Raw genomic sequence first — 25094 nt, forward strand, 5'->3', positions numbered from 1 at the left:
TCGCAATAAGGTGGCATATGGCACGCAAATATTTTGGAACAGATGGTATTCGGGGTTTGGCAAATGGCGAAAAGCTAACGCCAGATCTCGCCCTTCGCGTAGGGCAAGCAGCCGGTATGGCTTTTCGGCGCGGCGATCATCGCCACCGGGTGGTGATCGGCAAGGATACACGTCGGTCCGGCTATATGCTCGAATATGCGCTTACAGGTGGTTTCACCTCTGTTGGTATGGACGTTTATTTGCTGGGTCCGGTGCCAACGCCGGCTGTGGCCATGCTCACCCGTTCTTTGCGGGCAGATTTGGGTGTGATGATTTCCGCGTCACACAATCCATATGAAGATAATGGCATCAAGTTCTTCCAACCTGATGGGTTCAAGCTCTCTGATGAGATCGAAGAGGAAATTGAAGCCTTGGTGGAAAAGGGCGTTTCAGCCGGGCTTACCCACGGCGAAAATATTGGCCGCGCGCGGCGGATCAATGAAGTCACCACGCGCTACACAGAATTTGCTAAACGTACATTGCCGCGTCATGCAGACTTTACCGGCCTGAAGGTGGTTGTGGATTGTGCGAATGGCGCAGCTTATAAAACAGCGCCGGAAGCGTTGTGGGAATTGGGCGCTGAAGTGATCGCCATGGGCGTTGAGCCAGATGGCTTCAACATCAATAAGGATTGCGGCTCCACCGCACCTCAAGCCTTGTGTAAACGCGTGCTGGAAGAGGGTGCCAATATTGGCATCGCGCTTGATGGCGATGCGGACCGTGTGGTGATTGTTGATGAAAAAGGTCAAATTGTAGACGGCGACCAGTTGATGGCGGCGCTTGCGCTTTATTGGCACGAGCTTGAATGGCTCAATGGCGGCGGCATTGTGGCCACCATCATGTCCAATTTGGGGCTTGAACGGTGCCTCAGCGACAATCAGTTGCGTTTAGAACGTACAAAGGTTGGCGATCGCTACGTGCTCGAGCGCATGCGCTCAGGTGGTTACAATTTGGGTGGTGAACAATCGGGCCACATCATCTTGTCAGATTTCTCCACAACAGGTGATGGGTTGGTCTCTGCGTTGCAAGTGATGAGCTTGGTGCAAAAGCGCAATAAGCCTGTTTCTGAAGTGTGCAAGATGTTTGATCTGGTGCCACAACTTTTGACAAATGTGCGCATTGCTGGCGGGCAACCTTTGGCAGATGATCGCGTGATCAAAGCCATCGCGAGTGGCGAGCAGCGTTTGGGCACATCGGGCCGATTGGTTATTCGACCTTCAGGCACAGAGCCTTTGATCCGCGTAATGGGTGAAGGCGATGATGAGGGGCTTGTCAAGCAAGTGGTGGGCGATATTGCTCATGTGATTGAGGGTGTGGTCTAAGTCGCACCCCACAAATCTTTATCCAGAAGGCGGCGGTGGGTACTGCCGCTTTTTTTTGCGTCGGCGGCGGATCACACCTTCCGACACGGCAACGCCAAATAGAATCAGGCCAAAACCAACAAATTGAAGCACCGTCAGGCGTTCTCCAAAAAGAACTGCGCCGAAAACGATTGAGGCAGCGGGAATCAAATAGTTGGACTGTGCCACGAAAGCAGCCGTGGTGTTGTCCAATAGGCGATAGAGAATAATTGTCGTGGCCCATGTGGGCAAAATGGCCAGATAGATCACTGTGCTCCAGCCACTCCATGGCACGGCCTGTGGCAAGGGTTCAAAGATCAGCGCGCAGATTGTTGCGGTGATGGCGGCGAAAAATAGCACGCCGAGCGATTTTGTCATGGCAGGCATTTCCAGCACATTGCGCGAAATCATGCCATTGCTGGCATAGCCTGTGGTCGCAATCACCAATAAAGCAAAGGGCAGCAGCGAGAAAGCGGCTGCGGTTGCTTCTTCCGACCCATTGCCCAGAATCACGCCAGCGACGCCCAAGAAGCCACAAAATAGGCCGAGCAGCCGGATCGGTGTGGCCTTTTCAGCAGGCAAGAAGATCAATGAAAGCAACATGACTTGGATTGGCACGGTCGCCATCATCAAGCCAGCAATGGAAGAAGAGACAAATTGGCTGGCATAATTGATCAGCATGAAGGGCATTGCAGTGCCCAAGCCGCCCATAATTGCGCAGGCAAGCCATTGTTTTTTGCCTTTCGGCAGCGGCACGCGGCGCCAAATTGCAAATAAAATCATTAAGATTGCAGCGATTGTCAGCCGGATCGCTGCGATCCAAAACGGGGTGAAAAATTCAATCGCAAATTTGATGGCCGTAAAGGAGCTGCCCCAAATAAGTACAAGTAATAAAAGGAAAATCCAGTCGCCAAATGTGCGCGATTGAGTGGTCATGTTCTGCCTTGATAGGTGGGTAATAGAATGGCGAGTAAAATCTTAATATAACAGAGTTTTTGAAGAATTATTAGGGTTAAATATTTAGGTTAAGTGGGTTTTAAGAAAAAGCCCGCATACTCCTTCTCGGAAAGTCAAGAAAAGTGGCTTGCGTAGAAGGATTAGAATGATGCTTAAGTGGATTGGAGCTGCACTATTTGCAGTTGCCTCAATGTTTGGAACAAGCGCTTTGGCCGCTGATTGGCCACAGCCAGAGCCAGAATATCCTGAATTGCCAGAAGTAGATTACGGCCTTTCCGGTGCGTTTTATTTGCGGGGTTCTGTTGCGGGTAACGCAATGTGGGCGCGCAATGTAGAGTTTTGTCCATGTCCAAACTCAGCAACACCAACCGAAATGGGCTGGGGCTATAGCTTTGGCGCAGGCGCTGGTTATGAGTTTGGTAACGGTTTCCGCACGGATTTGACCGTTGATTGGTTGCGGAATACTGGGTTGACAGCCAACGGCTATTCAGCAGATTTGCGTTCAACCGTGGCGTTGGCAAACGTTTATTATGATTTCGATTTGAACGGCATGGGCCTCACTGCTGACGGTGGTTGGCAAGGCTATGTTGGTGCTGGTTTGGGTAAAGCTTGGCACTACACATCAGCAACACATGCGACAGATCCAGATCTTGTGGCAGGTGCTGGTAACCGCTCTTGGGCTGGTGCTGTGATGGCTGGTGTTGCCTATGATATGGGCGCTGCTGTTGCCGATATCGGCTACCGCGCTTTGTGGCACAAAGGGTTCTCAACCCAAAGCTCTGGCATGTGGGTGCAAGACGCTGTTGCTCACGAAATTCGCGCCAGCGTTCGCTACCGCTTCTATTAAGCTTTAGCGAAATTAGATTTGAAAAACCCCGGACCTTGCGCCGGGGTTTTTTGTTGCTTGGTTATTTTTGTCGGACAATAAAAAGCGTTGACGCGACGTCCGATTGCCACTATCCCGGTCAGTGGGCCACCCCTCCCCAACGAGGGGCGCCTATCTGAAAGGGTAGCAACATGACAGATATTTTGAAGCCGGAAGTGCGCCCGGCGAATCCCAGATTCTCATCTGGGCCGTGCACGAAACGTCCTGGCTGGACGCCTGAATTTCTCAATGACAATTTGTTGGGTCGGTCCCACCGCGCAAAGCCTGCGAAGGCTCGCATTCAATATGCGATAGATCTGACGCGCGAACTGCTCAACGTTCCTGATGATTATCGCATTGGCATCGTGCCCGCTTCCGATACGGGCGCGGTTGAGATGGCTTTGTGGTCCATGCTGGGCGAACGCGGTGTCGATATGCTGGCATGGGAAAGCTTTGGCGCAGGTTGGGTCACTGATGTGGTTAAGCAGCTTAAGCTGGACGATGTGCGGGTTTTGGATGCGGATTATGGCCAGCTTCCTGATCTTGGCCAAGTGGATTGGACCCGCGATGTGGTCTTCACTTGGAATGGCACCACATCTGGTGTGCGCGTACCGAACGCCGATTGGATTGACGCGGACCGCGAGGGTTTGAGCATTTGCGACGCAACCTCTGCTGCTTTCGCGCAAGAGCTTGATTTCGCAAAACTGGATGTCACCACTTTTTCTTGGCAAAAAGTGTTGGGTGGCGAAGGCGCTCACGGTGTGATCATCCTTTCACCTCGCGCCGTTGCCCGCTTGGAAAATTATGCGCCGGATCGGCCATTGCCCAAAATCTTTCGCCTGACCAAAGGTGGGAAATTGATCGAAGGCATTTTTGAAGCCGCGACCATCAACACCCCATCTTTGATGGTGATTGAAGATGCGATTGACGCGATGGAGTGGGCCAAGACCCTAGGCGATAACGGTTTGCAAAAGCGTGCTGACGCTAATTTCAACCTGTTGAATGCATGGATTGAAGCAACCGATTGGGTGGCCAATTTGGCTGAGGTGCCGGAAACACGGTCCTACACATCAGTGTGCTTGAAGATCGTTGATCCTGAGATTGCCGCGCTTGATGCGGATGCTCAAGCCAAATTTGCCAAAGCGATTGCGACACGGTTGGATCAAGAAGGCGTGGCTTTAGACATTGGTGCCTATCGTGATGCTCCAGCGGGCTTGCGCATTTGGGCAGGGTCCACGGTTGAGACTGCCGACTTGGAAGCCTTGACCCACTGGCTCGATTTTGCTTTTGCAGCAGAAAAAGCGGCGCTTTAAGCGCCTCCTAAAGTGAGACCGGTTGGCGGTTTGCCGCCAGCCTTTTTCCCAAAATTTTGAAATTTATGGAGGCACTTATGCCTAAGGTTCTCGTATCTGATAAGCTGAGCGAAACAGCTGTACAAATTTTCCGCGACAATGGTGTAGATGTAGATTTTCTACCTGACGTGGGTAAAGACAAAGAAAAACTTCTTGAGATTATTGGGCAATATGATGGCTTGGCCATCCGCTCAGCGACCAAGGTCACTGAAAAGATTATTGAAGCAGCTGACAATTTGAAAGTTGTTGGTCGTGCGGGTATTGGCGTTGATAATGTGGACATTCCAAACGCCACGGCCAAAGGTATCATTGTGATGAATACGCCTTTCGGCAATTCCATCACAACGGCTGAGCATGCAATTTCCATGATGTTGGCTTTGGCCCGACAAATTCCTGCCGCTGACGTTTCTACTCGCGCAGGCAAGTGGGAAAAATCCAAATTTATGGGTGTTGAAGTGACCGCCAAAACGCTTGGCATTATTGGCTGTGGCAATATTGGTGCCATCGTAGCTGATCGCGCTCAGGGCCTTAAAATGAAAGTGATTGCGTTTGATCCGTTTTTGACGCCAGAACGTGCTTTGGATTTGGGCGTTGAAAAAGTTGAGCTGGACGAGTTGCTTGCGCGTGCAGACTTTATCTCTTTGCACACACCATTGACCGATGCGACACGCGGCATCATTAGTGCAGAAAACATTGCGAAAATGAAAAATGGCGCCCGTTTGGTCAATTGCGCCCGTGGTGGTCTGGTTGATGAAGTGGCGTTGAAAGATGCATTGGAAAGCGGCAAGCTTGCTGGGGCTGCCATGGATGTGTTTGAGGTTGAACCTGCCAATGACAACCCATTGTTTGAAGCGCCGAACTTGATTTGTACACCACACCTTGGCGCCTCAACAAATGAAGCGCAGGAAAATGTGGCGTTGCAAGTGGCTGAGCAAATGAGCGCCTATTTGATGCATGGGGCAATCTCCAATGCACTGAACTTCCCATCTATCTCCGCGGAAGAAGCGCCAAAATTGATGCCGTTTGTGAAGTTGGCAGAGATGCTTGGCAGCTTTGCTGGTCAATTGACGGAAAGCGGCATTAAAGGTGTGCGGATTGAGTTTGAGGGCCATGTGGCTGATCTCAACACCAAGCCGATGGTTTCTGCGCTGTTGACTGGCGTGCTCAAACCATTGCTGGGTGATGTGAACATGGTTTCTGCACCCGTATTGGCGAAGGATCGCGGGATGCATGTGGAAACGGTCAATCGTGAGCAGCAAGGAGCTTATGAAAACTATATCCGCCTCACCGTGATCACAGAGCGTCAGGAGCGTTCCGTGGCAGGCACTGTGTTTGCAGATGGCAAGCCGCGCTTGATCCAAGTGAAGGGCGTGAATATGGAAGCGGAAATCACACCTGCCATGCTCTACATTACCAACGAAGACAAGCCTGGCTTTATCGGCCGTTTGGGCACCTTGCTGGGCGATGAGGGCGTGAACATTGCGAACTTCAATTTGGGACGCGTAGAAAGTGGCGGCGATGCCATTGCACTCATCAATATTGACGGCGAATTGAGCGAAGCACAATTGACCAACATTGCGGCACTTGAAGGTGTGAAGCAGGCCAAATCACTTAAATTCTAAGCGGATTAGAATAGAAATTCAGCCGGTGCGCGCTGCAGCGCGCATCTAATGAGGGTAGGGAAAGCGTGGTTGAGCAGGCTTTCCCTATTTCATTTTCGGCCTACATTATTGCCGCGCCATGGTGTTATGGTGTGGCGTATTGCTTGTTTTGCTGGTTTGGGAGTGTTGCTGATGAATGCGCAATTGGAGGCCAACAAGAAGAACGCGCAGGCGTTTTATGATCTCATGTTCAATCAGTGCAAACCACGCGAGGCGGTTGAGCTTTATGTGGGTGACCACTACATCCAGCATAACCCGCACGTTGCAGATGGAAAGCAAGCTTTTATCGATTATTTTGAGCGCATGGCGGCAGAATATCCGGGCAAAAAAACCGTATTTAAACGGGCCATTGCGGAAGGCAATCTTGTTGTATTGCATTGCCATCAAATTTGGCCGGGCAGTCATGATTATGCGGGCATGGATATTTTCCGGTTTGATGAAAACGGAAAGATTGTCGAGCACTGGGATGTGCTTCAAATTATTGAAGATCATTCAGAAAATGACAACGGGCTGTTTTAGCGGCGCACTTGTTGCTTCTTATCATTAATAATGCGGTGGGCGCTCGTCGACTTCGCCACCGCCAGAATTATCCATCTCTTCCATTTGCGCATATAGCTTCGCGATTTCACGCTGCAATTTGTCAAACTCTGCCCATTGTTTGGCTATGGTCTGGTTAAGATCATCAATGGTTTGATCTTGATATGCGATGCGCATTTCTAGGGCTTCGATGCGCTCGATAAATTTGTTGTCGACGCTCATTGTTCTGCCTTCTTAGCTTCTTCCATTGCAGCCTTTTCGGCCTCGCGCTTTTTTGCGGTGCGGACTGCATATTCCGCCATTGTGATGCCGGATACGATAAAGATTGCTGCGATAAAGTGATAAGTTTGCAGCGCTTCACCGAGGATAATCACGGACAAGATGGCACCAAAGAGTGGCAATGCATTGATGAACAGGCTGGCTCGGTTGGCGCCGATCAATTCCACCCCGCGCGCATAAAATAGCTGCGAGAGGATGGAGGGGAATAAGCCAGTGTAGAGCACCAACACCCAGCCCAGCAACGTTATGTCGGGAATGCCCGCTACAAAGGCTGGCAGGCCGCCCAAAAACAGCTGATAGAACAGGGCCCCCAAAGTGGCGAAAAAGAAGGTGACCGCCAAAAATGTCATCCAGTGCACGGTGGGGCGGTAACGCAGGCAAACGGAGTAGGCGGCGTAGATCACACAGGCGATTAGCACGAGTCCATCACCGATATTGATGTCCATCCGTGCAAGCCGCATTGGGTTGCCTGCGGTTGCCACATAAATGACACCGATTAAGGTGAGAACCACACCTAAGAGCTGCAATGGATAAGCACGCTGCTTAAACAAAACGAAATTTGCCAGCATAACCATCATCGGAATAGATGCTTGTTCAATCGCGCCGTTCACCGCTGTGGTGTGTTGGGCGCCGAGATAAAGGAACAGATTAAAGCCAGCGAACCCAACTGCGCCGTAAAACCCGAGGAGCCAGAAGTTTTTCAGCAATTTCGGCAAGTCATTTTTCAGGTGTGGCCAAGCAAAAGGCAAAATAACGAGAAAGCCCAAAGTAAAACGCCCGGCGATTAGGCTGGTGGGTGAAATGTCGTCCACCGCCAGTTTACCCGCCACCATATTGCCACCCCAGAACAGTGATGTGAGCACCAAAAGCACATAGGGTTGATTAAACAGTTGATGGAAGGGATTTTTTCTTACGTTTGCTGCCGATTGTGGTTTTGTCATAGGTTCACTTTTGCTATATCAGCTTCGCTTATCAGGTTTTGATCCGGTTCTAAACACCCATTTGGACCGAAAGATTGGCTTTTGCGGGCAGTGGGTATGCATTTGGGCATTATTCTGTCCCAATCCTGTGTCAGTGAAAGCGATCGTGAAGGAGAATTAAGTTTAATGGCAAATGTTGTTGTGATCGGCTCCCAATGGGGCGATGAAGGCAAGGGCAAAATTGTAGACTGGTTGAGCGAACGCGCAGATGTGGTTGTGCGGTTCCAAGGCGGTCACAATGCCGGCCATACTTTGGTGATCGATGGGGTCACCTATAAAACAGCATTGTTGCCTTCTGGCGTTGTGCGCCCGGGCAAATTCTCCGTGATCGGCAATGGCGTTGTTGTTGATCCGCATCATTTCGTCAAAGAGTTGGCGTTGCTGCGCGGCCAAGGTGTTGAAATTTCGCCTGAGAATTTGATGGTCGCGGACAATGCGTGTTTGATCCTGTCGCTGCACCGCGAACTTGACAGCTTCCGCGAAAACTCAAATGCAGGCTTGAAGATCGGCACCACCAAGCGCGGCATGGGCCCAGCTTATGAAGATAAGGTTGGCCGTCGCGCCATCCGCGTTGCTGATTTGGCAGATCCGGAGATTTTGAAATCGAAGATCGATCGCTTGCTGCGTCACCACAATGCGTTGCGTCGTGGTTTGGGCATTGAGGAAATGAAAGCAGAGACCATCTACGATGAATTGATGGAAGTTGCTGATGAATTGCTGCCCTTCTCTGGCCGGGTTTGGGAACGGCTTAACCAAATGCGTCGTGATGGCAAACGCATCCTGTTTGAAGGCGCGCAAGGCGCATTGCTTGATATTGAGCATGGCACCTATCCGTTTGTGACCTCGTCCAACACGATCGGTGGTCAGGCCGCCAATGGGTCTGGTTTGGGGCCTGGCGCATTGGATTATGTTTTGGGCATCACCAAGGCATACACAACCCGTGTGGGTGAGGGACCATTCCCGACCGAACAGCTGAATGAAGTTGGCGAATATCTTGGCGAAAAAGGCCATGAGTGGGGCGTGAACACAGGTCGTAAACGTCGTTGTGGTTGGTTTGATGCGGTTTTGGTGAAGCAGACTGTTCAAGTGTCTGGCATTAATGGCATTGCGTTGACCAAGCTCGATGTTTTGGATGGCATGAAAGAAATTAAAGTATGTGTTGGCTATGAGTTGGATGGGGAGCGCATTGATTATTTGCCTGCGACCATGCAGGGCCAAGCCAATGTGAAACCAATTTATGAAACCCTAGAGGGCTGGCAGGGCACGACCGCAGGGGCGCGTTCGTGGGCTGATTTGCCAGCTGAAGCAGTGAAATATGTACGGCGGATTGAAGAGTTGATCGGCACACCGGTTGCGGTTCTATCCACATCTCCGGAGCGCTTAGACAGCATTTTGGTGCATGACCCTTTTCAAGACTAAGTTTTTTTCGCTACAACTAATAAGGGGTTAAGTCCCAAGGAATGAGTTTAAGTAGCTAATGGCAGATTATAAAGAGCTTTTGCGCCGGGCGATTGAAGCCTTGCCGGAGAACAACGGCACAGCCCGCCGGGCTGTTTATGAAAAAGCGCGTTCTGCGCTTGTGTCGCAATTGCACGCGATTGAACCGCCTATTCCGGCGCGTCAAATCACACAGCATCGCCTGACGCTTGAAGATTGCATTCGCCAAGTTGAGCAAGAAGCAACAGAAAAGCTGTTGCAGGGCCTTTCGCATCGCGAACAGGAAGCTGAAGTAGAAGAGGCAGTGGCGACACCGTCTATGCTCGCGCAGCAACCCGTTGCCGAAGAAGTTGAGGATGTAGAAGAGGCTGCACCTGTTGCTGCTCCTCCAGTTGAGGTCTCCGCGGCTAAGAAAGCACCTGCGCCAGCGGCAGAGCCTGCGAAAGCGGAAAAGCCTGCGCCGAAGGCAGAGGTTGTTGCTGAGGAGCCAAAAGCACCTGCCAAAGATGACGAAAAGTCAAAGGCTGAAGACAAAGCTGCTGATGACAGTTTTGACCAGGCACCAATTGAAGAAGACTTTGAGGCTGAGTCAGCTGAAAAAGAAGCTGAAGCTGTTGAGGAAATTGTCGAGCCAGAAGTTGAACCCGAGCCTGAGGCGCCTAAAAAGGCTGCTGCAGAAGCGCCTGTCTCATCTCATGTTGAAGAGGTGGTCGAGGAAGAAGACGATATTGCTTCAGAACCTTCGGCAGCCGAAGAAGAAAATGATGATGAGCAAGAGGAAGAATCTGAGCCGTTTGCGAATTATAGCCTGATCGAGCAATTGCAGGAAATGAGCGGGGAGGAGACTGACCTTAACCCGTCCAGCATTGACGATGTGATTGCGCAGGCGCGCGCTGCCTCTGGCGCAGAAGCACCAGCGCCTAGTTTAGATGGGCGAAATAATTCGCCTGCCGCTGCAAGTGTGAAAGAGGCGCTCTCAAGCGTTCGCGAAGTTGATGTTGAGCCAGAAGATCTGGCGGATGTCGATGAAGATGATGACGCGCAGGCGGCGATTGATCGGGCTTTGTTGGCTCTTGATCGTGAGGCCGAAGGCAAAAAAGACGATGATGCCGACCAAGCGCTCATGAATGCGAGTTCAAAAGGAACGCTTGCTGTCGCTGCTAAAGACGAATTGCAGATGGTTGAAGATCATGCTGAGTTTGTCGAAGATGAACAATCTGATGGCGGCGGTGGTCTGCTTATTTTCCTTGGTGTGTTCGTGTTGCTGATTGGCTTGTTGGGTGGCGGCACCTATTGGGCCTGGCGCGAAGGCTATGTCAATCTTGATCCGGTGTTGGAGCAAGTGGGCTTGAGCGGCTTGGCGGTCAATGAAACGCCAGACAATAACACCACAAATGATGCTCCGCCTGTCACTGCGAACACTGATGCAACGCCACCGCAAACCAATGTTCGGGATGTGACACCGAGCAGCAACAATACAAATGTGACGGAAACGCCGACTGCAAATGAAGGTGGTCGTTTGGCCGCGGAGAGCGATCAAGACGGCGCAGGCACAACTGACGGCAATACCCCAACCGAAACACCGGCGGACACAACGGATGTGGCCACTGCGGATACGGATGGGGCAGCGGGTGAAGCACCAGATGTTGGTGTCGATGATGGTCGTTTGCAGAGCGAGGGTGACAACGCCACGGCGGACGATACAACCGAAAACCCATTGAATGTTGAAGACCCAACAGCGCAAGCGACAACCGGCGCTCAGTCACTGCTTATTGAAGAGCAGTCTAGTGGCTCAGGTGGGGCAGTGCCGTTCTCTGGTCAAACCCAATGGGCGCGCGATGTTGATGAGTTGGGCTTGCCCACCATTCGCGCCACCGCGTCTATTCCTGCGCGTAATTTGTCGGTCGATTTGTTGATCCGCAAAAACAGTGATGAAGCTTTGCCGGCTAGCCATCTCATTGAGGTGAACTTCACGGTGACCGAGAGCTTCTTGGGTGGCAGTGTTGCCAGCTTGCCGGGCGTGTTGATGAAAGATCAGGAATTGGCGCAAGGCACAACTTTGGTGGGTGCATCTGTGCGGATCGTCGACAACTCATTCTTGTTTGCCATGAGCGGTGCAGAAACTGATGTGGCGCGCAATTTAGAACTGTTGGGGCAAAACGGTTGGCTGGATCTGCCGCTTATTTATAGCACAGGCCGCAAAGCCATTCTGACGCTTGAAAAGGGTTCAGCAGGCACAGAATTGTTTGAAGAAGTGCTGGCCGAATGGGCAAACAACTAGGCGTTGATTTTGCTAAATAGCTTTGAGCTTTCCCTCGCTGAGGGAAAGCTGGCGTGTTGCCAATTCAGTTAAGTCTTTTTGATGGTGGCTTACCAAAATGGTGTGCCACCCTTTTTGTGTCACCAGTTCGCGCACCAATTGCCGCATTTCATCGGCTGTTTGGTCGTCTAGGGCCGAAAATGGCTCATCCAGCAACAGGATGGGGCGATTGCGTCCCAATGTGCGTGCTAGGGCCACCCGTTGCTGTTGCCCTCCTGAAAGTTCGGCACAGATGTTTTTTTCAAAGCCATTGAGATCAACTTGTGCCAAAAGCGCGCCAGCGCCCTTTGGTTCATCTAGCCCAAGCTCTACATTTTTTTGTGCGCTAAGATGCTCAAAAACATTGTCTTTTTGAAAGAGGATGGAAATGGGACGGTCCTCAGTTTTGAGGGCAGTAATGTCTGTTTGATCAAGTTGGATTTCGCCGCTATGTGGGCGCAAAAAACCAGCGATAAGATCGAGCAATGTGGATTTGCCAGACCCGCTTTTGCCGGATATCCCCAAAATCTCGCCCGCGTTCACTTGCAGCGAAAAATCATAATTTGGCGCGTCGGAGCCATAGCTGAATTGAAGGCTGTTAATATTAAGCACGGCGGTTGATCCTGAACAGGTGGGGCAAGGCCCAAAAACTAAAAATAACCAGCGCCAACAAAATGCCAGCGACCAGTGCGGCATCGTTGGAGCGGTAGCTGCCCAATGCACGATACATTAGCCAGGGCAGGGTGGAAAATTCGTCGGTGCCGAACAAGGCAATCACACCCACATCGCCCAATGAGAAGGTGAAGCCAAGCGCAAAAACATAGCCCGCTTCGCGACGGGAGAGGGGCCATTCGATATAGCGGAAGCGCTGCCAGCCGGTCATGTTAAGCGACATGGAAAGCTTTCCATAGCGGTTGGCCAGTTTCTCGTAGGATGGTGTAAGCGCCGCGCTGGCCAGTGGCAGTGCCAACAAGGCATTTGCAAGGATCAAAACCCAAACGCCCACTGCTTGTGTCGGCAATGCCAAATGGCGCGTGATTAAAAAGAACCCCAAACCCAACACCATGGCAGGCATTGCCATATAGGCAAAAATCGGGGCGCCGAGGATCAAACGATAAAGGCGAGGAAACCTTGCGGTGCCTAGCTTTTCGGCGCGTTTTAGCTCGCCACGAGCTGTTGCCAACAAGGTGGCCAATAAAAGAGTGAGGCTGGCGCTGACGCTTGCAATTATGAGGCTTGCCCACAGGGCATTCAAGAACTTTTCCTTACCCAAATAGGGGATCAAAGCGGGCGACATTGCTTTTTGGAATATCGCAATCAGTGGGGTGAGATAAAAGGCGGCAACCAGCAATAGGAATGTCGTCAACACCCATTTAGACCGCCCATCGGCTGGCCAGAGATTTTGCACGCTGGCTTGGCCGATCATCATGCTTTTGGTGTTCCAATTTGCGGCAGGCACAATGATCAGTAGGCAGAACAGCAGTTGGCTGGCAGCTAAAAGTGCCGCGCGGGTGAGGTCGAAATCGACGCGCACCGCTTCGAAAATGGCGACCTCGAACGTGGCGTTCGCTGGGCCACCGCCCAATAAGAGCACCAACGCAAACGAGGTGAAGCACATCAGAAAGATGGTTGCTGCGAGGCCCGGGATGGCGGGTTTTAACGCAGGCCACTCAACATAGAGGAAGCGTGCGAATGGGCTCAGATTGAGTGATCGTCCCAACTTTAGTTTGGACTTTGGGGTGGCCGAAAGTCGATCGTAAAACAAACGCGCGGCGAAAGAACCGTTCAGCAATGTGTGGGCCATTAGGATGCCGGCAAGGCCGAAAATAGAGAAATTGAGATCTTGGTCCAATAAAGATTTGGCAGCGCTGCGCAACCATCCGGCGCGCCCCCAAACGGCCAGCAAGCCAAATGCGACAATGATCGTGGGCAAAACCAATCCAGCGGATAGGAGTGCGATGGCGAGGCCTTTGCCACGAAAGCGCAGGCGATATAGGGCGATGGCTGCGGGAGCACCAACCAGCAGAGAAAACAGAACGGACAGCGCCGCTTGTATGGAACTCATGCGCAACAAGTGCCAGATGTTGGCGCTTAGGGCGCTTTGATTAGATGGGAGATTTTGTGCGGCATTGACGATGACGAACAAAACCAAAAAAATGGTGGCGAACACCATAAAGGTGACGGAAAGGCCACCGATAAACCGCCAATTGATTGGCGAACGTGCCGCCGCTGGGGGCGGCGACACGTCGATTGATGTTGATTTATTGGCCGATCGCGGCAAAGAAGTCATCAATATATTTCTTTGTGTTCTGACCCACAGTTGCGTCGTCAAGAATAAGGCTTTTTTCTTTCGGCAATGGGGTATCAAACCCTTCTGGCAGGCCATTGTCCAGCGGCACAACAGGGAACATCCAGTTGGTGGTCGGGATAACTTCTTGCCCGCTTTGGCTCACAAGGAAGCTTAGGAAGTCATTGGCGAGCTCTTTTTGGTCAGAGCTTTCCAATATCCCGGCAAGTTCCACTTGTACATAGTGGCCTTCTTCAAACTGGGCTGCCAAATATTTTGTCTCTTCCTCGGCAATCCGGTGGTAGGACGGGGAGCTTGTGTAGGACAAAACCATGTCCGCTTCACCCTCAAGGAAAAGACTATAGGCTTCAGACCAGCCTTTGGTGACAGTCAGGATGTTGGGAGCAATGTCGGCCCAAAGTGCATCCGCTTGGTCGCCCTTTGCGGCTTGCATCCATAGCACCAAGCCAAGGCCTGGAGTGGATGAACGTGGGTCTTGAATGGCAATTTTGAATTCTTCACCCATGGAAGCCAATTCTTTAAATGAAGACGGCGGCGTTTCAATTTTGCTGCTGTCATAGACAAAAGCAAAATAACCATAGTCGAACGGCACAAACTGGCTGGATGAATAATCAACAGGCAGTTCGAGCGCAGAGAGATCTACATTGTGGTCTGCGAACAATTGGGTGTTTTTCGCTTCGGCGGCTACACTTGTGTCGAGGCCCAAAATGATGTCCGCGTCGGTGCCGGGACCTTCAAGTTGTGCTTTGCGCAATGCGCCAATGGATGAATCTGCACCAACGAAATCAACTTCACACGCGCAATTTTCTTCAAAACCGGCTTTCAATTGTGGGCCTGGGCCCCATTCGGCGGCAAAGCCATCATAGGTGTAAATGGTGAGGGTGGGCTTATCTTGCGCTGCCGCGGCAGAAACAAGGGTTGAAAAACCTACAAGCGCCGCAAGTCCAATTTTTTGAAAAGACATTTATTTCTCCTTATAAACAGGACATATTGCGATCGTGCTTGAAAGGGGAAAGTCGAAGAGGGGAACTGATGTTCCTTTTCGCTCAAACTCCCTCCGCCAGCATGACCTGGTTCAGGTTCAATGGGTAATTCTCAGCTCTTTAGGAGCACCCCAGTGAGACGACGCCAACCTATCTGAAATGGAATAAGATTCAAGAGCGAATATGCCGCAACAAAATGATGTTCTGCCAGAGCTTAGCTTTGATACGCCAATTGTGATTTTGGGCGGTGGCTTTGTGGATGTAGCCGCTTTGCTTGACCTTGCTGCGCGCGGCTACCCCGTTATTGCGGCAGATGGAGCGGCGGCAGTTGCGCTGGCCGCAAATGTGCCTTTGGCCGCGATCATTGGGGATATGGATTCTTATGTTGATGATCCAAATTTACCAACCTCCACTTTGGTGGTGGAGCTTTCGGAGCAGATAACAACCGATTTTGAGAAGTGCCTCTATAAAACTGATGCACCACTTTACATATGCTTAGGCATGATCGGTAAACGGTTCGATCACAGTTTGGCCGCGCTACATGCGGCGCAGAAGTATGGTCGCCGTAAAAATATGATTTTGATGGATGAAACAGATGTGATCGCTGTTGTGTCGGGCACAGTATCGTTCGAAGTGCCGCCCGAAACACGGATCTCTGTTTATCCATTGTCGCCGATTAAAATGGCTTCGTCGGAGGGGTTGTATTATCCTTTGGATGACCTCACATTGGCACAGGGCGAATTGATTGGCACCTCAAATTGCGCCAATGACACGCAGGTGAAAATTGTACCGGCGGTTGAACAGAATGCCCCCTATTTATTGATCCTGCCCAATAAACACTTAAATGCACTAATTGAAATTGAGATGAGCCATGTATCAGCCCCCGGCATTTAAAGAAGAACGTCCAGAAGTTTTACAGCAATTGGTGCAAAGCCATCCATTGGCGATGTTGGCGTGCAATGGCAAAGGTGTGCCCATCGTCAACCATGTGCCCATGATTTGGGCCGGGGAAATGCAGAGGCCAATCTTGTTGGCCCATTTGGCAAAGGGCAATGATCTGATCAAACAGATTTTTGACGGGCAAGAAGCATTGGCCGTGTTTCAGGGCGCAACGCATTACATTACCCCGAGTTGGTATCCGGGCAAAAAGGAGCACGGCAAAGTTGTGCCCACCTATAATTATATGGTGGCTCATTTGCGCGGCACGCTACACTTTCATGAAGATACGGGCTGGCTGTTAAATCAGCTGAACGGTTTGACCAACCAGATGGAATCTGGACGGGATGGACCATGGTCTGTCGATGACGCACCAGAAGCTTTTACGGAGCGGCAGCTCAAAGGCATTTATGGCGTGGAATTGCGGGTGACGGAAATGGTCGGCAAATGGAAAGTGAGCCAAAACCGTGCTGTTGCCGATCAGCAAAGCGTTGCCGCTGGGTTGCGCGGCGAAGGCAATGACGAGGCGCAGCACATGGCTGACCTCATCTCCGCTAAGCTATAGCTTGTCGCTAGGCGTTTTCCAGCATGGCACGTTTGACTTCGGCCTGCACCTTTTCGAAGGCGCGTACTTCAATTTGACGGATCCGTTCGCGTGATACGTCAAATTCTTGTGCCAACTCTTCTAAGGTGAGTGGCGGTTCTTTCAAGCGACGCGCTTCAAAGATTTTTTGCTCACGCTCATTCAGCACGCCCATGGCGTCTTTGAGCAATTGCATCCGCTCGTCATACTCTTGGCTGTCGCCCAGAACTTTTTCTTGGCTCGGTGCTTCATCAACAAGCCAGTCCTGCCATTGAGACGCCCCTTCGTCGGACCGCATGGGCGCGTTCAAAGAAGCATCGCCAGTTAGGCGCTCATTCATGGACACCACATCATCTTCAGACACATCAAGTGTGGTGGCGATTTGTTTGATTTGATCGGGATGCAGTGCGCCATCTTCCAGCGCTGCCAATTGGCCCTTCACTTTGCGCAAGTTGAAAAACAGGCGCTTTTGCGCTGCGGTCGTGCCGATTTTCACCAGCGACCAAGAGCGTAATACATATTCTTGGATCGACGCGCGAATCCACCACATGGCATAGGTTGCCAAACGAAAACCCTTATCGGGTTCAAACCGCTTCACAGCCTGCATCAAGCCCACATTGCCTTCTGATATCACTTCAGAGATCGGCAGGCCGTAGCCGCGATAGCCCATGGCGATTTTCGCCACTAGACGCAAATGGGAAGTAATCAATTTTTGTGCTGCTTCGGGGTCTTCATGCTCTTTATAGCGCTTGGCGAGCATAAATTCTTCATCCGGTTCCAGCATTGGAAATTTACGGATTTCTTGCAAATAGCGGGAGAGCCCACTATCGGATGTTAAGGTCGGTAAATTTGACTGGGCCATAAAGCACCCTCACTCCTATGACAATCGCTATTTATGCATTGCGCATCAAACAGCGATAAAGCGCTTCGATTATCGAACACGCTCAAATCATTCCACTGGTCACTATATAGGTTCGATATATGGTATTTCATCCCCTAAAGGTGAAAAAATATCGTCCAAATTTGTATTTATTGTGAAAAATCATCTTCAATCTCGGGAAAAAGCGCATTTTCCAAGTCAGCCATATCTTCCGGTAGAGGCGCCGTGAAGGTCATTTTTTCGCCGCTAGTCGGATGTTCAAACCCCAAAAGGGTAGCATGTAGTGCTTGGCGATTGAGGGCTTTCAACGCTTGTTGTGCTGGCATGGGCAGATTGCGCATTTTGCTTTCCATTCCCGCACCATAGGTTGTGTCCCCCAATAGGGGATGGCCTATATGGGTCATATGCACACGGATTTGGTGGGTGCGTCCTGTTTCCAGCCGACATTTCACGCGGGAGACGGTCCATTTGTGGCCGCCAAAAGTGTGGTCCAATCTGAAATGGGTAATGGCGTTGCGGCCGCCGGATTTCAACACCGCTTGCTTGATGCGGTTTTTGGGGTCGCGACCAATTTGGGTTTCGGTTTTGCCCTTGGCGGGGCGCGGTTCGCCCCACACCAGCGCGATATATTCGCGCTCTAATGGGCCGGTGCGCCCATGGTCAGCAAATTGGGCAGCCAAATGATTGTGGGCCTGTTCGGTTTTGGCCACCACCATCACGCCTGTAGTGTCTTTATCCAAGCGATGCACAATGCCGGGGCGCTTCACGCCTCCAATGCCGGAAAGGCTATCGCCGCAATGATAGAGTAAAGCGTTGACCAATGTACCATCTTCGCTGCCGGGGGCCGGGTGCACCACCATGTCGGCTGGTTTGTTGATCACAATCAGATCATTGTCTTCATAAAGTACATCAAGGGCGATTTGTTGCGCCTTGGGGAGGGCATCAATCGGTTGGGGTAAAATCAAGCAGACATGTTGATCTTGTTTGACGCGGTATTTCGGCTCGCTTATGGTCGCGCCATCAAGGGTGAGTGCATTTTGGCGAATAAGGTCTTGGCAGCGAGAGCGGCTGATCTCTTCAGCAAAATGAGCCACCACAACATCCAGCCGTTTGCCTGCCCATTCCGGCGGCACGGTGAAATCTAGCATTTGTTGTGCGTCCGAGGAGCTTGCGGTCATGTCAAATAAGGGTCCTAATGTTGATCAACCCCATGAGGAGCTTACGCCAGAAGCCGAAGCGGTGATTAATCGGGCACGGCGTTCCTTTGGCGTTTCAATCATGGTGATGTTGGTGGGCTTTATCGCTGTTGCTGGCGCACTTGTCTATCGGGTGATGCAAAATTCTGGTGCTGATCAATATCAGGCGCAGTCAATTGCCTTGCCGCAAGGGGCTGAAGTGCGCAACGCTGTGGCGCAATCTGGCACAATCACATTGACTTTGGATGTTGAGGGCGAAACCGTTGTGCGCATTGTTGACGCGAAAACGGGCACCGTGTTGCAAGATATTCGTTTTACACCGGAATTGGCCGAATAGGCTGGTCGATTATTGATTGCCTGCGACGCGCTTAAGCGCGTCCATGCGATCAGAAACCCGGCCTCTGCCAGATTTGTTTTCAGCCTCTGGGCTATCGAGTTCTTCTAGCCCGTCTTCTGCATATTTGCGCACGCGGTCGAACAGGCTTTCTTCTTGTTCCACCGCTTCGTCTTGGGCGTCATTGGCATAAACGATATGGCTGATATCGACAGCAAGGTCTTCCAGCCGACGGCGCATTGCATCATGGTCGGCATTTTTCCGGGCGAAGTTGGCAAGAATATCTTCTTCAATATCTTTGATGCGGCTGCCAATATCCTCGAGCTCATCCTCAAGCGACAATTCATGTGCCAAGCTATGTGTTTCTTCCGTTGGCTCCTCGACCGGTGAAGCTGTTGCTTTGCTTTCTTTCAAACCCTCTTGGCTCAACCGTTTAAAGCGTGCCGCTGTGATGCGGATTTGCGCTTCTGCCTCATCGATCAGGTCTGGAATGCCATTTTCGAGAAGGTCTTCGGCAGAAAGCTTATATTTGGCTTTGATCTGTTTGATCTGTTCAATGCTGGCCTTAAAGCGTTTTTCCAAATTGTCGGCACGCTGTTTTTGCACTTGCACGGCATTGAGCAGGTTGCCCGTATCGCGATCATAATCGCCGGTCATCTTGGCTTCGTTAAAGGCAGAGATGGTGGCAGAATTGGCGATGTTGGCCACGGCGCGGGCCTCGTCCAATTCCTGCAATTTGTCCGCTAGATCCCGTTCGCGCGCCCGCAGACGTTGCGAAAGATTGGTGGTTTCAATCTCATAGGCGCGCACCCGGTCGCGCAGATTTTCGTTGCGCTCTTCCATATCGTCCGCAATGGAGATGGCTTCATTATATTCGCGGGTTTGAAGCTCAAGCGTTTCGCGCATTTCGGTGAGTTCGTTCAAATGGGTTGCGCGTTTGTGGCGCAAATCATCCAGTTGCAATTCCAGCTTGCGCATGTCGAGCGCATATTTAGCGCGCAACTGATCTTTTTCGGCTTTGAATTCGGTGAGGGTGACAGGTGTAGCCGCTGCAATGCGGCGCTTGGTGAGGCGCACGGCGCGCCGCCAAACCGACGGCATGATCAAAAGCGCAAGAATTGAGGCACACAGAAAGCCTAAGGCGGCAAACATCAAATTCTCGATAATCATGCACCAACTCCCTGTAGCAGCGCACAAATGCTGGGCGCGCGACAATGACCTATTCTTATATGGTGCAGTTTACAAGAAATAACAGCACAGGTCACCACTAACTCAGTAAATAGTTAACTGCGGTGACCTGCAACAATAGCAAGGAAAGCCTTGGCTTATAGCGGGTTCCAAGTGGGCTGCTGAGTGAATTTCAGGTAGCCTACATTTACGCCCAAACGTGCACCAACACCTGAGCGGATCGGCACGATATACACGTCTTTATATTTCATCACGGTCATGCCAATGCCGCCGACCATATAGGCCGAGCCTTCAACGCCTGGGTAACGGCCATAAATGGCATTGGTTGATGGCAAGTTATAGACCAACATCATGGTCTTAGAGCCATCGGCACCAATGTCGAAGCCTAGCGTCGGCCCCTGCCAGAACAGCGGATGGTTGCCTGCGTTCTTGGTGTAGAGCTGCCCTTCGCCATAGCGCACGCCGCCAAACAGGGCGGCAGAGCCTTCTTGGCCCAAAATATAGCCATTTGGCAGGCCATATTGGGCGACAGCACGCTCCACAACAGAGGCGAGGCCTTGGGAGACTTTGCCAAAGAATTGGCCACCAGCGACGACCAGTTCATCTGTCGAATAATTGTCAGAAAGCGTGCCGGATTGGGCATGGGCGCTCAAGGGCGCAAATGTGAGGGTTAGGAAAATTGAGATAAATAAAGCGAAGCGTTTCACCATTGCACTAGTGGTCCTTTGGCTTTTTTGCTGCTTTAGCCTCCCCCGCAGAAGGTTTAAAGCAAAAGAATGGTATTGCATTAACCTTGGCGTCACCCCTTATTGATAGAGTGGTGCCGATTGCAACCAGAATAGATGCAAATCAAGGCAATGATGCGGCAATTCGGTAAACAAACATTAACGATAAAGGGGCTTTGGGGCATTTTTTCTTTGCTTTTGAGCGCCTGTTTTCTTGTGGTGCCCACTGCGGCCAACACAGAACGTTTCATCCTCGATATCTACGTGACCAACCCGCTCTCTGGTTCCGCCATTGAGGGCATGGATCCGGTGAGTTATTTCACCGAGCCTGAGCCGTTGGTCGGCACGCCTCAATATGAATATGAGTGGGAAGGCGTATCCTGGTTTTTTGCCAATGAGGCAAATAAGCGGGTGTTCATGTCTTCACCTGAATCTTACGCACCACAGTTTGGCGGGTATGGCTTGGCGGGCGTCGCGCGGGGCTATTTGTCGAAGGGCAATCCGCGCATCTATGTCGTCCATAATCAACGGCTATATTTGTTTTACTCTCCCGGCAATCGCGAGGCATTCTTGATCGAAAAAGCGGCCATGCTGAACTATGCCCTTGATAATTGGACGGGGTTGAAGGTGCGTTTGGCCCGCCGCTAAGCGAAAAATCATAGGAATTTAAGCATTCAGTGTTGCCCCGCCTTTGTGTGCGGGTAAAACTTGGGGCTAGCGAATCGCGCTTAAACAGAGGCATGTGGCGCGTTCAACCAGCTTTAAGGAATGAAAATGGCGGATATTGTGCAATTGAGCGGACCTGACCTTGCGGCCATGCTGTGCTCCAAGGTGTGTCACGATTTGATTAGTCCGGTAGGGGCAATTGGCAATGGGCTTGAGGTGCTTAGCGACCCAGATCAAGCTGAAATGGCAGATTTCGCTCAGGAATTGATCAACAATTCTGCTCGGCAGGCCCGTGCAAAGCTTGAGTTTGCTCGCTTGGCATTTGGCGCATCTTCCACGCAAGGCACTGAGATTGACACCCGCGACGCTGAAAAAGTAGCGCTGGGCTATATGGCGGGGGAAAAGGCCGACATTGAATGGCATATCGAACCTGTCTTGATGCCAAAGAACAAAGTAAAATTGTTGCTCAACATGTTGCTGATCGCCGCTGGCTCTGTTCCGCGTGGTGGCAAGATTGTTGTGCGCTTGGATGATGCGGCGCTGGAAGATAAAGGCTTTATGCTGCGTTGCACTGGGCCAAAAACATTTATTCCACGTGGAAATGTTGCCTTGCTTAAAGGCACGCCGGAAGATGGCCGTGTGGATGCGCAAGTGATCCAACCATTCTATACTGGCCTTTTGGCGCGTGAAAGCGGCTTAGATTTGCGGCTTGAATTGGTTGATGAAGCGGTTGAGTTCGACGCGTTTGCTGCCAAGTAAATTAACCCCCATTTGAATTGTGACGGCCCCTAAGTACGACTACTTAGGGGCCGTTTTTTCAATGTCTCATTAACCGTTGTGGCGCAGGCTAATCACATATTTTGTGTGATTTTACCTTGGTGAATGTGTCCATGGATGAGTTGATTAGCGATTTTATTGTTGAGACTGGTGAAAGTCTTGAACAGATTGATGCGGCCCTTGTCGCGTTTGAACAGCACCCCCAAGATCAGGATATTTTGCGGCAGGTCTTTCGCTTGGTGCACACGATCAAAGGCACTTGTGGCTTTTTGGAGCTAACGCGGCTCGAAGCGCTCACCCATGCTGCCGAAAATCTAATGGGGCGGTATCGCGATGGCTTGTCGCCAACACCTGATGGCGTCAATACCATTCTCAAAGTGATCGATCAGATCAAATCTCATATCGACCATATGGTGGCCCATTCCGGCGCTGAGCCAGTGGGCGACGATCAAACATTGATTGATGCCCTCAACCTGCTTGCCGCTGACAATGGAACACCAGATGATCAGTTTGGCGCCGAGGCCCCATTCGTCGCTGAGGCTAACGCTCATGTGCCATTGGACCCATTGGAGGAGGCATTTCGCAATGCGCCGGGGCCGGATGATCTGATCCCATCGCCAATTGTTACTGCTGAACCAGAAGTTATGTCGCAAAAGGCGGAGAAAGATCACAATATCGTACCGCCACAGGGCGCCATTCGGGTGCAATTGGGTGTGTTGGAACAATTGATGACCATGGTGTCGGAGTTGGTGCTCACACGCAATCAATTGATGGCCGTGAGCCGCGACCATGAAGATGCGCGTTACAACACGCCCTTGCAGCGCCTATGTTCCGTGACTGCCGAATTGCAGGACGGGGTGATGAAAACCCGGATGCAGCCGATCTCGGCACTGTGGCAGAAAATGCCGCGCATCGTCCGCGATCTGGGCAAGGAGCTTGGCAAGCAAATCACGCTGGACATGAGCGGTGAGGAAACCGAGTTGGACCGGCAGGTGTTGGAGCAGATCAAAGATCCGCTCACACATATGATCCGCAATGCGGCAGATCATGGCTTGGAAACGCCATCGGATCGATTAGCGGCAGGCAAAGTTGAAACGGGCCGGATTGAATTGAATGCCTTTCATAAGGGTGGGCAGATTGTAATAGAAATCCGCGATGATGGTCGCGGGTTGGACGCTGACAAGCTTAAGCAAAAAGCTTTGGAACGAGGGCTTGTTACGCCTGCTGAGGTGGAACTGATGTCTGAAAGTCAGGCGCATCAGCTAATTTTTCATCCGGGATTTTCAACAGCCGCCGCCATCACCAGTGTTTCTGGTCGCGGTGTGGGCATGGATGTGGTGCGCACCAACATTGAGATGATTGGCGGCACGATTGAGCTGCAATCCAGTTTGGGTGAAGGCACACTGGTCAGTCTCAATATTCCACTTACGTTGGCGATTGTGCCGGCGCTGATCGTTGCCAGTCATGAGGAGCGATTTGCCGTGCCGCAACGTGCCGTGCGCGAATTGGTTCGTCTCACGCCACAGGAAAAGCTGGCTGGTGCCACTGCGACAGATTTGGAAATGCAGATTGAATTGGTCAATGGTGCGCATGTGTTGCAATTGCGTGATCAATTGTTGCCGATTTTGAGCTTGGACGCGGCGCTTGGCGTGCGCACCATGGCGCACGCAGAACTGACCCAGCGCGACGGATTCGTCGTTGTACTGGAAATTGGCGCGTTTCGGTTTGGGTTGCTGGTAGACGCTGTGTTCCACACTGAGGAAATTGTCGTTAAACCAATGGTGGGTGCGTTGCGAGAGCTTAAGCATTTTTCTGGTACCACCATTTTGGGCGATGGCAGCGTTATCATGATTTTGGACGCGCCGGGACTGGCGGCGCAGGTGACGCAGAGCGAATTGAATGATCATGCCGATCAACAGGCTGAACAGACAATTGATCAGCAGGTGGTCAATCAAATCGAGCTGTTATGTTTTGCTTTGGAAGGCGAGGGCCGCAAAGCGGTGCCATTATCGTTGATCCATCGATTAGAGCTTGTTGATCTTAGCCACATTGAACGTGTCGGTGGTCGGTTCACCTTGCAATATACGGAACGGCTGATGCCGATTGTGTTTCTCCGTGCGCTTGACCAAGCTGATTGGCAGGCAGGGCGGCAAAAACCGCTTCTGGTGTTTGAAGATCACGGGTTCTTATTGGGTGTGGTGGTTGATCAGGTGTTGGATATCTGCCTAGCGCCACCGCAATATGACCTTGATGGCGCGGGCGAAGGCTATTTGGGATCTGCCATTTTGGATGGCAAAGCGACTGAAATCCTAGACTTGTCACATTTCATGGCGCAGGAGCATCCCAAACTGTTTGAACGCCAAGGGCAAACCGCCACGCCGCATCGGCAGAAATTGCTTTATGCTGAGGATAGCGCATTTTTCCGCAATATGCTGGTGCCGATTTTCCAAAGTGCAGGCTTTGATGTGACTGTTTGCCATGACGGGCTGGAAGCGATGGAGCGGGTGCAGGGTGGCGAGCGTTATGATTTGATCGTGACTGATATTGAAATGCCGCGCATGGATGGGTTTGGCTTGGCCAAATCCGTAGCTGAAGCACCCCACGCGGCCCAAACACCGATCATTGCGCTTACATCCTATGATGAGCCCGAGGCACGTGACCAAGCAAAAGCTTTGGGTATCTCAGCCTATATCGCCAAAAATGACCGCTCGCAGCTGGATCATACACTTAGTCAGATGCGCAATCGGCTAGATCGGGATGTGGCCTGATGGG

The 25094-nt window shown here is 51.5% G+C and carries 23 protein-coding genes and 1 riboswitch; of the genes, 13 read left to right on the forward strand and 10 right to left on the reverse strand.

Going from position 1 to position 25094, the window contains the following annotated elements:
* Nucleotides 1–17 precede the first annotated feature (17 nt).
* Nucleotides 18–1361, forward strand: a complete 1344-nt coding sequence (glmM, locus tag ACP15Y_RS14035) for a phosphoglucosamine mutase (protein ID WP_424983732.1) — start codon at nucleotides 18–20, stop codon at nucleotides 1359–1361.
* Nucleotides 1362–1379: 18 nt separating this feature from the next.
* On the opposite strand, the gene ACP15Y_RS14040 is transcribed toward glmM, so the two are convergent.
* Entirely contained in the window at nucleotides 1380–2315 is a 936-nt protein-coding gene (locus ACP15Y_RS14040) for a DMT family transporter (RefSeq protein ID WP_424983733.1), read from the reverse strand.
* Between the two features lie 169 nt (nucleotides 2316–2484).
* On the opposite strand from ACP15Y_RS14040, the gene ACP15Y_RS14045 reads away from it, so the two are divergent.
* The 4 genes from ACP15Y_RS14045 (at nucleotide 2485) to ACP15Y_RS14060 (ending at nucleotide 6733) form a co-directional block, all read left to right on the forward strand.
* Nucleotides 2485–3183 carry an outer membrane protein gene (locus tag ACP15Y_RS14045; protein WP_424983734.1) on the forward strand — a complete coding sequence of 233 codons (699 nt, stop codon included), beginning with the start codon at nucleotides 2485–2487 and terminating at the stop codon, nucleotides 3181–3183.
* Nucleotides 3184–3353: 170 nt separating this feature from the next.
* Nucleotides 3354–4514 (forward strand): phosphoserine transaminase, encoded by a 1161-nt coding sequence (locus ACP15Y_RS14050; protein ID WP_424983735.1) that lies wholly within the window; start codon nucleotides 3354–3356, stop codon nucleotides 4512–4514.
* Nucleotides 4515–4591: 77 nt separating this feature from the next.
* Nucleotides 4592–6175 carry a phosphoglycerate dehydrogenase gene (gene serA, locus ACP15Y_RS14055; RefSeq protein ID WP_424983736.1) on the forward strand — a complete coding sequence of 528 codons (1584 nt, stop codon included), beginning with the start codon at nucleotides 4592–4594 and terminating at the stop codon, nucleotides 6173–6175.
* Between the two features lie 171 nt (nucleotides 6176–6346).
* Complete coding sequence (locus ACP15Y_RS14060; RefSeq protein WP_424983737.1) at nucleotides 6347–6733, forward strand: nuclear transport factor 2 family protein; 387 nt, start codon at nucleotides 6347–6349, stop codon at nucleotides 6731–6733.
* Between the two features lie 24 nt (nucleotides 6734–6757).
* Here the strand turns inward: ACP15Y_RS14060 and ACP15Y_RS14065 are convergent, their stop codons facing one another.
* Together ACP15Y_RS14065 and ACP15Y_RS14070 are read right to left on the reverse strand one after the other, a co-directional pair.
* Nucleotides 6758–6973, reverse strand: a complete 216-nt coding sequence (locus ACP15Y_RS14065; RefSeq protein WP_424983738.1) for a SlyX family protein — start codon at nucleotides 6971–6973, stop codon at nucleotides 6758–6760.
* On the reverse strand, nucleotides 6970–7971 hold the full coding sequence (locus ACP15Y_RS14070) for a DMT family transporter (RefSeq protein WP_424983739.1): 1002 nt from the start codon (nucleotides 7969–7971) through the stop codon (nucleotides 6970–6972). Before ACP15Y_RS14070 ends, ACP15Y_RS14065 begins: the two co-directional genes overlap by 4 nt.
* A 165-nt stretch (nucleotides 7972–8136) precedes the next feature.
* On the opposite strand from ACP15Y_RS14070, the gene ACP15Y_RS14075 reads away from it, so the two are divergent.
* Nucleotides 8137–9429 carry an adenylosuccinate synthase gene (locus ACP15Y_RS14075; protein ID WP_424983740.1) on the forward strand — a complete coding sequence of 431 codons (1293 nt, stop codon included), beginning with the start codon at nucleotides 8137–8139 and terminating at the stop codon, nucleotides 9427–9429.
* Between the two features lie 58 nt (nucleotides 9430–9487).
* Complete coding sequence (locus ACP15Y_RS14080; protein WP_424983741.1) at nucleotides 9488–11728, forward strand: hypothetical protein; 2241 nt, start codon at nucleotides 9488–9490, stop codon at nucleotides 11726–11728.
* Nucleotides 11729–11740: 12 nt separating this feature from the next.
* Here the strand turns inward: ACP15Y_RS14080 and ACP15Y_RS14085 are convergent, their stop codons facing one another.
* The 3 genes from ACP15Y_RS14085 to thiB are packed head-to-tail and all read right to left on the reverse strand — an operon-like array spanning nucleotide 11741 to nucleotide 15018.
* A complete protein-coding gene (locus ACP15Y_RS14085) occupies nucleotides 11741–12358 on the reverse strand; it encodes an ATP-binding cassette domain-containing protein (protein ID WP_424983742.1) in 618 nt (205 codons plus the stop codon).
* Nucleotides 12351–14036 (reverse strand): hypothetical protein, encoded by a 1686-nt coding sequence (locus tag ACP15Y_RS14090; RefSeq protein ID WP_424983744.1) that lies wholly within the window; start codon nucleotides 14034–14036, stop codon nucleotides 12351–12353. Before ACP15Y_RS14090 ends, ACP15Y_RS14085 begins: the two co-directional genes overlap by 8 nt.
* Complete coding sequence (thiB, locus tag ACP15Y_RS14095) at nucleotides 14008–15018, reverse strand: thiamine ABC transporter substrate binding subunit (protein ID WP_424983745.1); 1011 nt, start codon at nucleotides 15016–15018, stop codon at nucleotides 14008–14010. Before thiB ends, ACP15Y_RS14090 begins: the two co-directional genes overlap by 29 nt.
* A 71-nt stretch (nucleotides 15019–15089) precedes the next feature.
* A riboswitch (TPP riboswitch) is annotated at nucleotides 15090–15181 on the reverse strand.
* A 39-nt stretch (nucleotides 15182–15220) separates the two neighbouring features.
* On the opposite strand from thiB, the gene ACP15Y_RS14100 reads away from it, so the two are divergent.
* Nucleotides 15221–15931, forward strand: a complete 711-nt coding sequence (locus tag ACP15Y_RS14100) for a thiamine diphosphokinase (RefSeq protein ID WP_424983746.1) — start codon at nucleotides 15221–15223, stop codon at nucleotides 15929–15931.
* Nucleotides 15909–16538 (forward strand): FMN-binding negative transcriptional regulator, encoded by a 630-nt coding sequence (locus tag ACP15Y_RS14105; protein ID WP_424983748.1) that lies wholly within the window; start codon nucleotides 15909–15911, stop codon nucleotides 16536–16538. Before ACP15Y_RS14100 ends, ACP15Y_RS14105 begins: the two co-directional genes overlap by 23 nt.
* A 7-nt stretch (nucleotides 16539–16545) precedes the next feature.
* On the opposite strand, the gene rpoH is transcribed toward ACP15Y_RS14105, so the two are convergent.
* Together rpoH and ACP15Y_RS14115 are read right to left on the reverse strand one after the other, a co-directional pair.
* Nucleotides 16546–17418: an RNA polymerase sigma factor RpoH gene (rpoH, locus tag ACP15Y_RS14110; RefSeq protein ID WP_424983749.1), complete on the reverse strand. Its 873-nt coding sequence runs from the start codon at nucleotides 17416–17418 to the stop codon at nucleotides 16546–16548.
* Between the two features lie 167 nt (nucleotides 17419–17585).
* Complete coding sequence (locus tag ACP15Y_RS14115; protein ID WP_424983751.1) at nucleotides 17586–18614, reverse strand: RluA family pseudouridine synthase; 1029 nt, start codon at nucleotides 18612–18614, stop codon at nucleotides 17586–17588.
* On the opposite strand from ACP15Y_RS14115, the gene ACP15Y_RS14120 reads away from it, so the two are divergent.
* A complete protein-coding gene (locus tag ACP15Y_RS14120; protein WP_424983752.1) occupies nucleotides 18613–18969 on the forward strand; it encodes a DUF6476 family protein in 357 nt (118 codons plus the stop codon). The genes ACP15Y_RS14115 and ACP15Y_RS14120 overlap by 2 nt on opposite strands.
* 9 nt (nucleotides 18970–18978) lie before the next feature.
* On the opposite strand, the gene ACP15Y_RS14125 is transcribed toward ACP15Y_RS14120, so the two are convergent.
* Nucleotides 18979–20136, reverse strand: a complete 1158-nt coding sequence (locus tag ACP15Y_RS14125; protein WP_424983753.1) for a hypothetical protein — start codon at nucleotides 20134–20136, stop codon at nucleotides 18979–18981.
* A gap of 155 nt (nucleotides 20137–20291) precedes the next feature.
* A complete protein-coding gene (locus tag ACP15Y_RS14130; RefSeq protein WP_424983754.1) occupies nucleotides 20292–20864 on the reverse strand; it encodes a DUF1134 domain-containing protein in 573 nt (190 codons plus the stop codon).
* A gap of 132 nt (nucleotides 20865–20996) precedes the next feature.
* Between ACP15Y_RS14130 and ACP15Y_RS14135 the strand changes: the two genes are divergently transcribed.
* From ACP15Y_RS14135 to ACP15Y_RS14145, 3 genes are all read left to right on the forward strand, one after another.
* Nucleotides 20997–21527: a YHS domain-containing (seleno)protein gene (locus tag ACP15Y_RS14135; RefSeq protein ID WP_424983755.1), complete on the forward strand. Its 531-nt coding sequence runs from the start codon at nucleotides 20997–20999 to the stop codon at nucleotides 21525–21527.
* A 126-nt stretch (nucleotides 21528–21653) separates the two neighbouring features.
* The gene (gene chpT / locus ACP15Y_RS14140; RefSeq protein WP_424983756.1) at nucleotides 21654–22304 is read left to right on the forward strand and encodes a histidine phosphotransferase ChpT; all 651 of its coding nucleotides are present in this window, start codon (nucleotides 21654–21656) and stop codon (nucleotides 22302–22304) included.
* Nucleotides 22305–22435: 131 nt separating this feature from the next.
* Nucleotides 22436–25090: a chemotaxis protein CheW gene (locus ACP15Y_RS14145; protein ID WP_424983757.1), complete on the forward strand. Its 2655-nt coding sequence runs from the start codon at nucleotides 22436–22438 to the stop codon at nucleotides 25088–25090.
* Nucleotides 25091–25094: the final 4 nt, after the last annotated feature.

The organism is Maritalea sp. S77, from assembly GCF_049801075.1.
Classification (GTDB): Bacteria; Pseudomonadota; Alphaproteobacteria; order Rhizobiales; family Devosiaceae; genus Maritalea.

Coding starts and splice junctions, on each gene's coding strand:
- ACP15Y_RS14125 (WP_424983753.1), bottom strand. CDS start 20,136: ATGATTATCGAGAATTTGATGTTTGCCGCCTTAGGCTTTCTGTGTGCC.
- chpT (WP_424983756.1), top strand. CDS start 21,654: ATGGCGGATATTGTGCAATTGAGCGGACCTGACCTTGCGGCCATGCTG.
- ACP15Y_RS14075 (WP_424983740.1), top strand. CDS start 8,137: ATGGCAAATGTTGTTGTGATCGGCTCCCAATGGGGCGATGAAGGCAAG.
- ACP15Y_RS14065 (WP_424983738.1), bottom strand. CDS start 6,973: ATGAGCGTCGACAACAAATTTATCGAGCGCATCGAAGCCCTAGAAATG.
- rpoH (WP_424983749.1), bottom strand. CDS start 17,418: ATGGCCCAGTCAAATTTACCGACCTTAACATCCGATAGTGGGCTCTCC.
- glmM (WP_424983732.1), top strand. CDS start 18: ATGGCACGCAAATATTTTGGAACAGATGGTATTCGGGGTTTGGCAAAT.
- ACP15Y_RS14040 (WP_424983733.1), bottom strand. CDS start 2,315: ATGACCACTCAATCGCGCACATTTGGCGACTGGATTTTCCTTTTATTA.
- ACP15Y_RS14045 (WP_424983734.1), top strand. CDS start 2,485: ATGCTTAAGTGGATTGGAGCTGCACTATTTGCAGTTGCCTCAATGTTT.
- serA (WP_424983736.1), top strand. CDS start 4,592: ATGCCTAAGGTTCTCGTATCTGATAAGCTGAGCGAAACAGCTGTACAA.
- ACP15Y_RS14090 (WP_424983744.1), bottom strand. CDS start 14,036: ATGACTTCTTTGCCGCGATCGGCCAATAAATCAACATCAATCGACGTG.
- ACP15Y_RS14070 (WP_424983739.1), bottom strand. CDS start 7,971: ATGACAAAACCACAATCGGCAGCAAACGTAAGAAAAAATCCCTTCCAT.
- ACP15Y_RS14105 (WP_424983748.1), top strand. CDS start 15,909: ATGTATCAGCCCCCGGCATTTAAAGAAGAACGTCCAGAAGTTTTACAG.
- ACP15Y_RS14130 (WP_424983754.1), bottom strand. CDS start 20,864: ATGGTGAAACGCTTCGCTTTATTTATCTCAATTTTCCTAACCCTCACA.
- ACP15Y_RS14080 (WP_424983741.1), top strand. CDS start 9,488: ATGGCAGATTATAAAGAGCTTTTGCGCCGGGCGATTGAAGCCTTGCCG.
- ACP15Y_RS14115 (WP_424983751.1), bottom strand. CDS start 18,614: ATGACCGCAAGCTCCTCGGACGCACAACAAATGCTAGATTTCACCGTG.
- thiB (WP_424983745.1), bottom strand. CDS start 15,018: ATGTCTTTTCAAAAAATTGGACTTGCGGCGCTTGTAGGTTTTTCAACC.
- ACP15Y_RS14050 (WP_424983735.1), top strand. CDS start 3,354: ATGACAGATATTTTGAAGCCGGAAGTGCGCCCGGCGAATCCCAGATTC.
- ACP15Y_RS14060 (WP_424983737.1), top strand. CDS start 6,347: ATGAATGCGCAATTGGAGGCCAACAAGAAGAACGCGCAGGCGTTTTAT.
- ACP15Y_RS14135 (WP_424983755.1), top strand. CDS start 20,997: ATGCAAATCAAGGCAATGATGCGGCAATTCGGTAAACAAACATTAACG.
- ACP15Y_RS14100 (WP_424983746.1), top strand. CDS start 15,221: ATGCCGCAACAAAATGATGTTCTGCCAGAGCTTAGCTTTGATACGCCA.
- ACP15Y_RS14120 (WP_424983752.1), top strand. CDS start 18,613: ATGTCAAATAAGGGTCCTAATGTTGATCAACCCCATGAGGAGCTTACG.
- ACP15Y_RS14145 (WP_424983757.1), top strand. CDS start 22,436: ATGGATGAGTTGATTAGCGATTTTATTGTTGAGACTGGTGAAAGTCTT.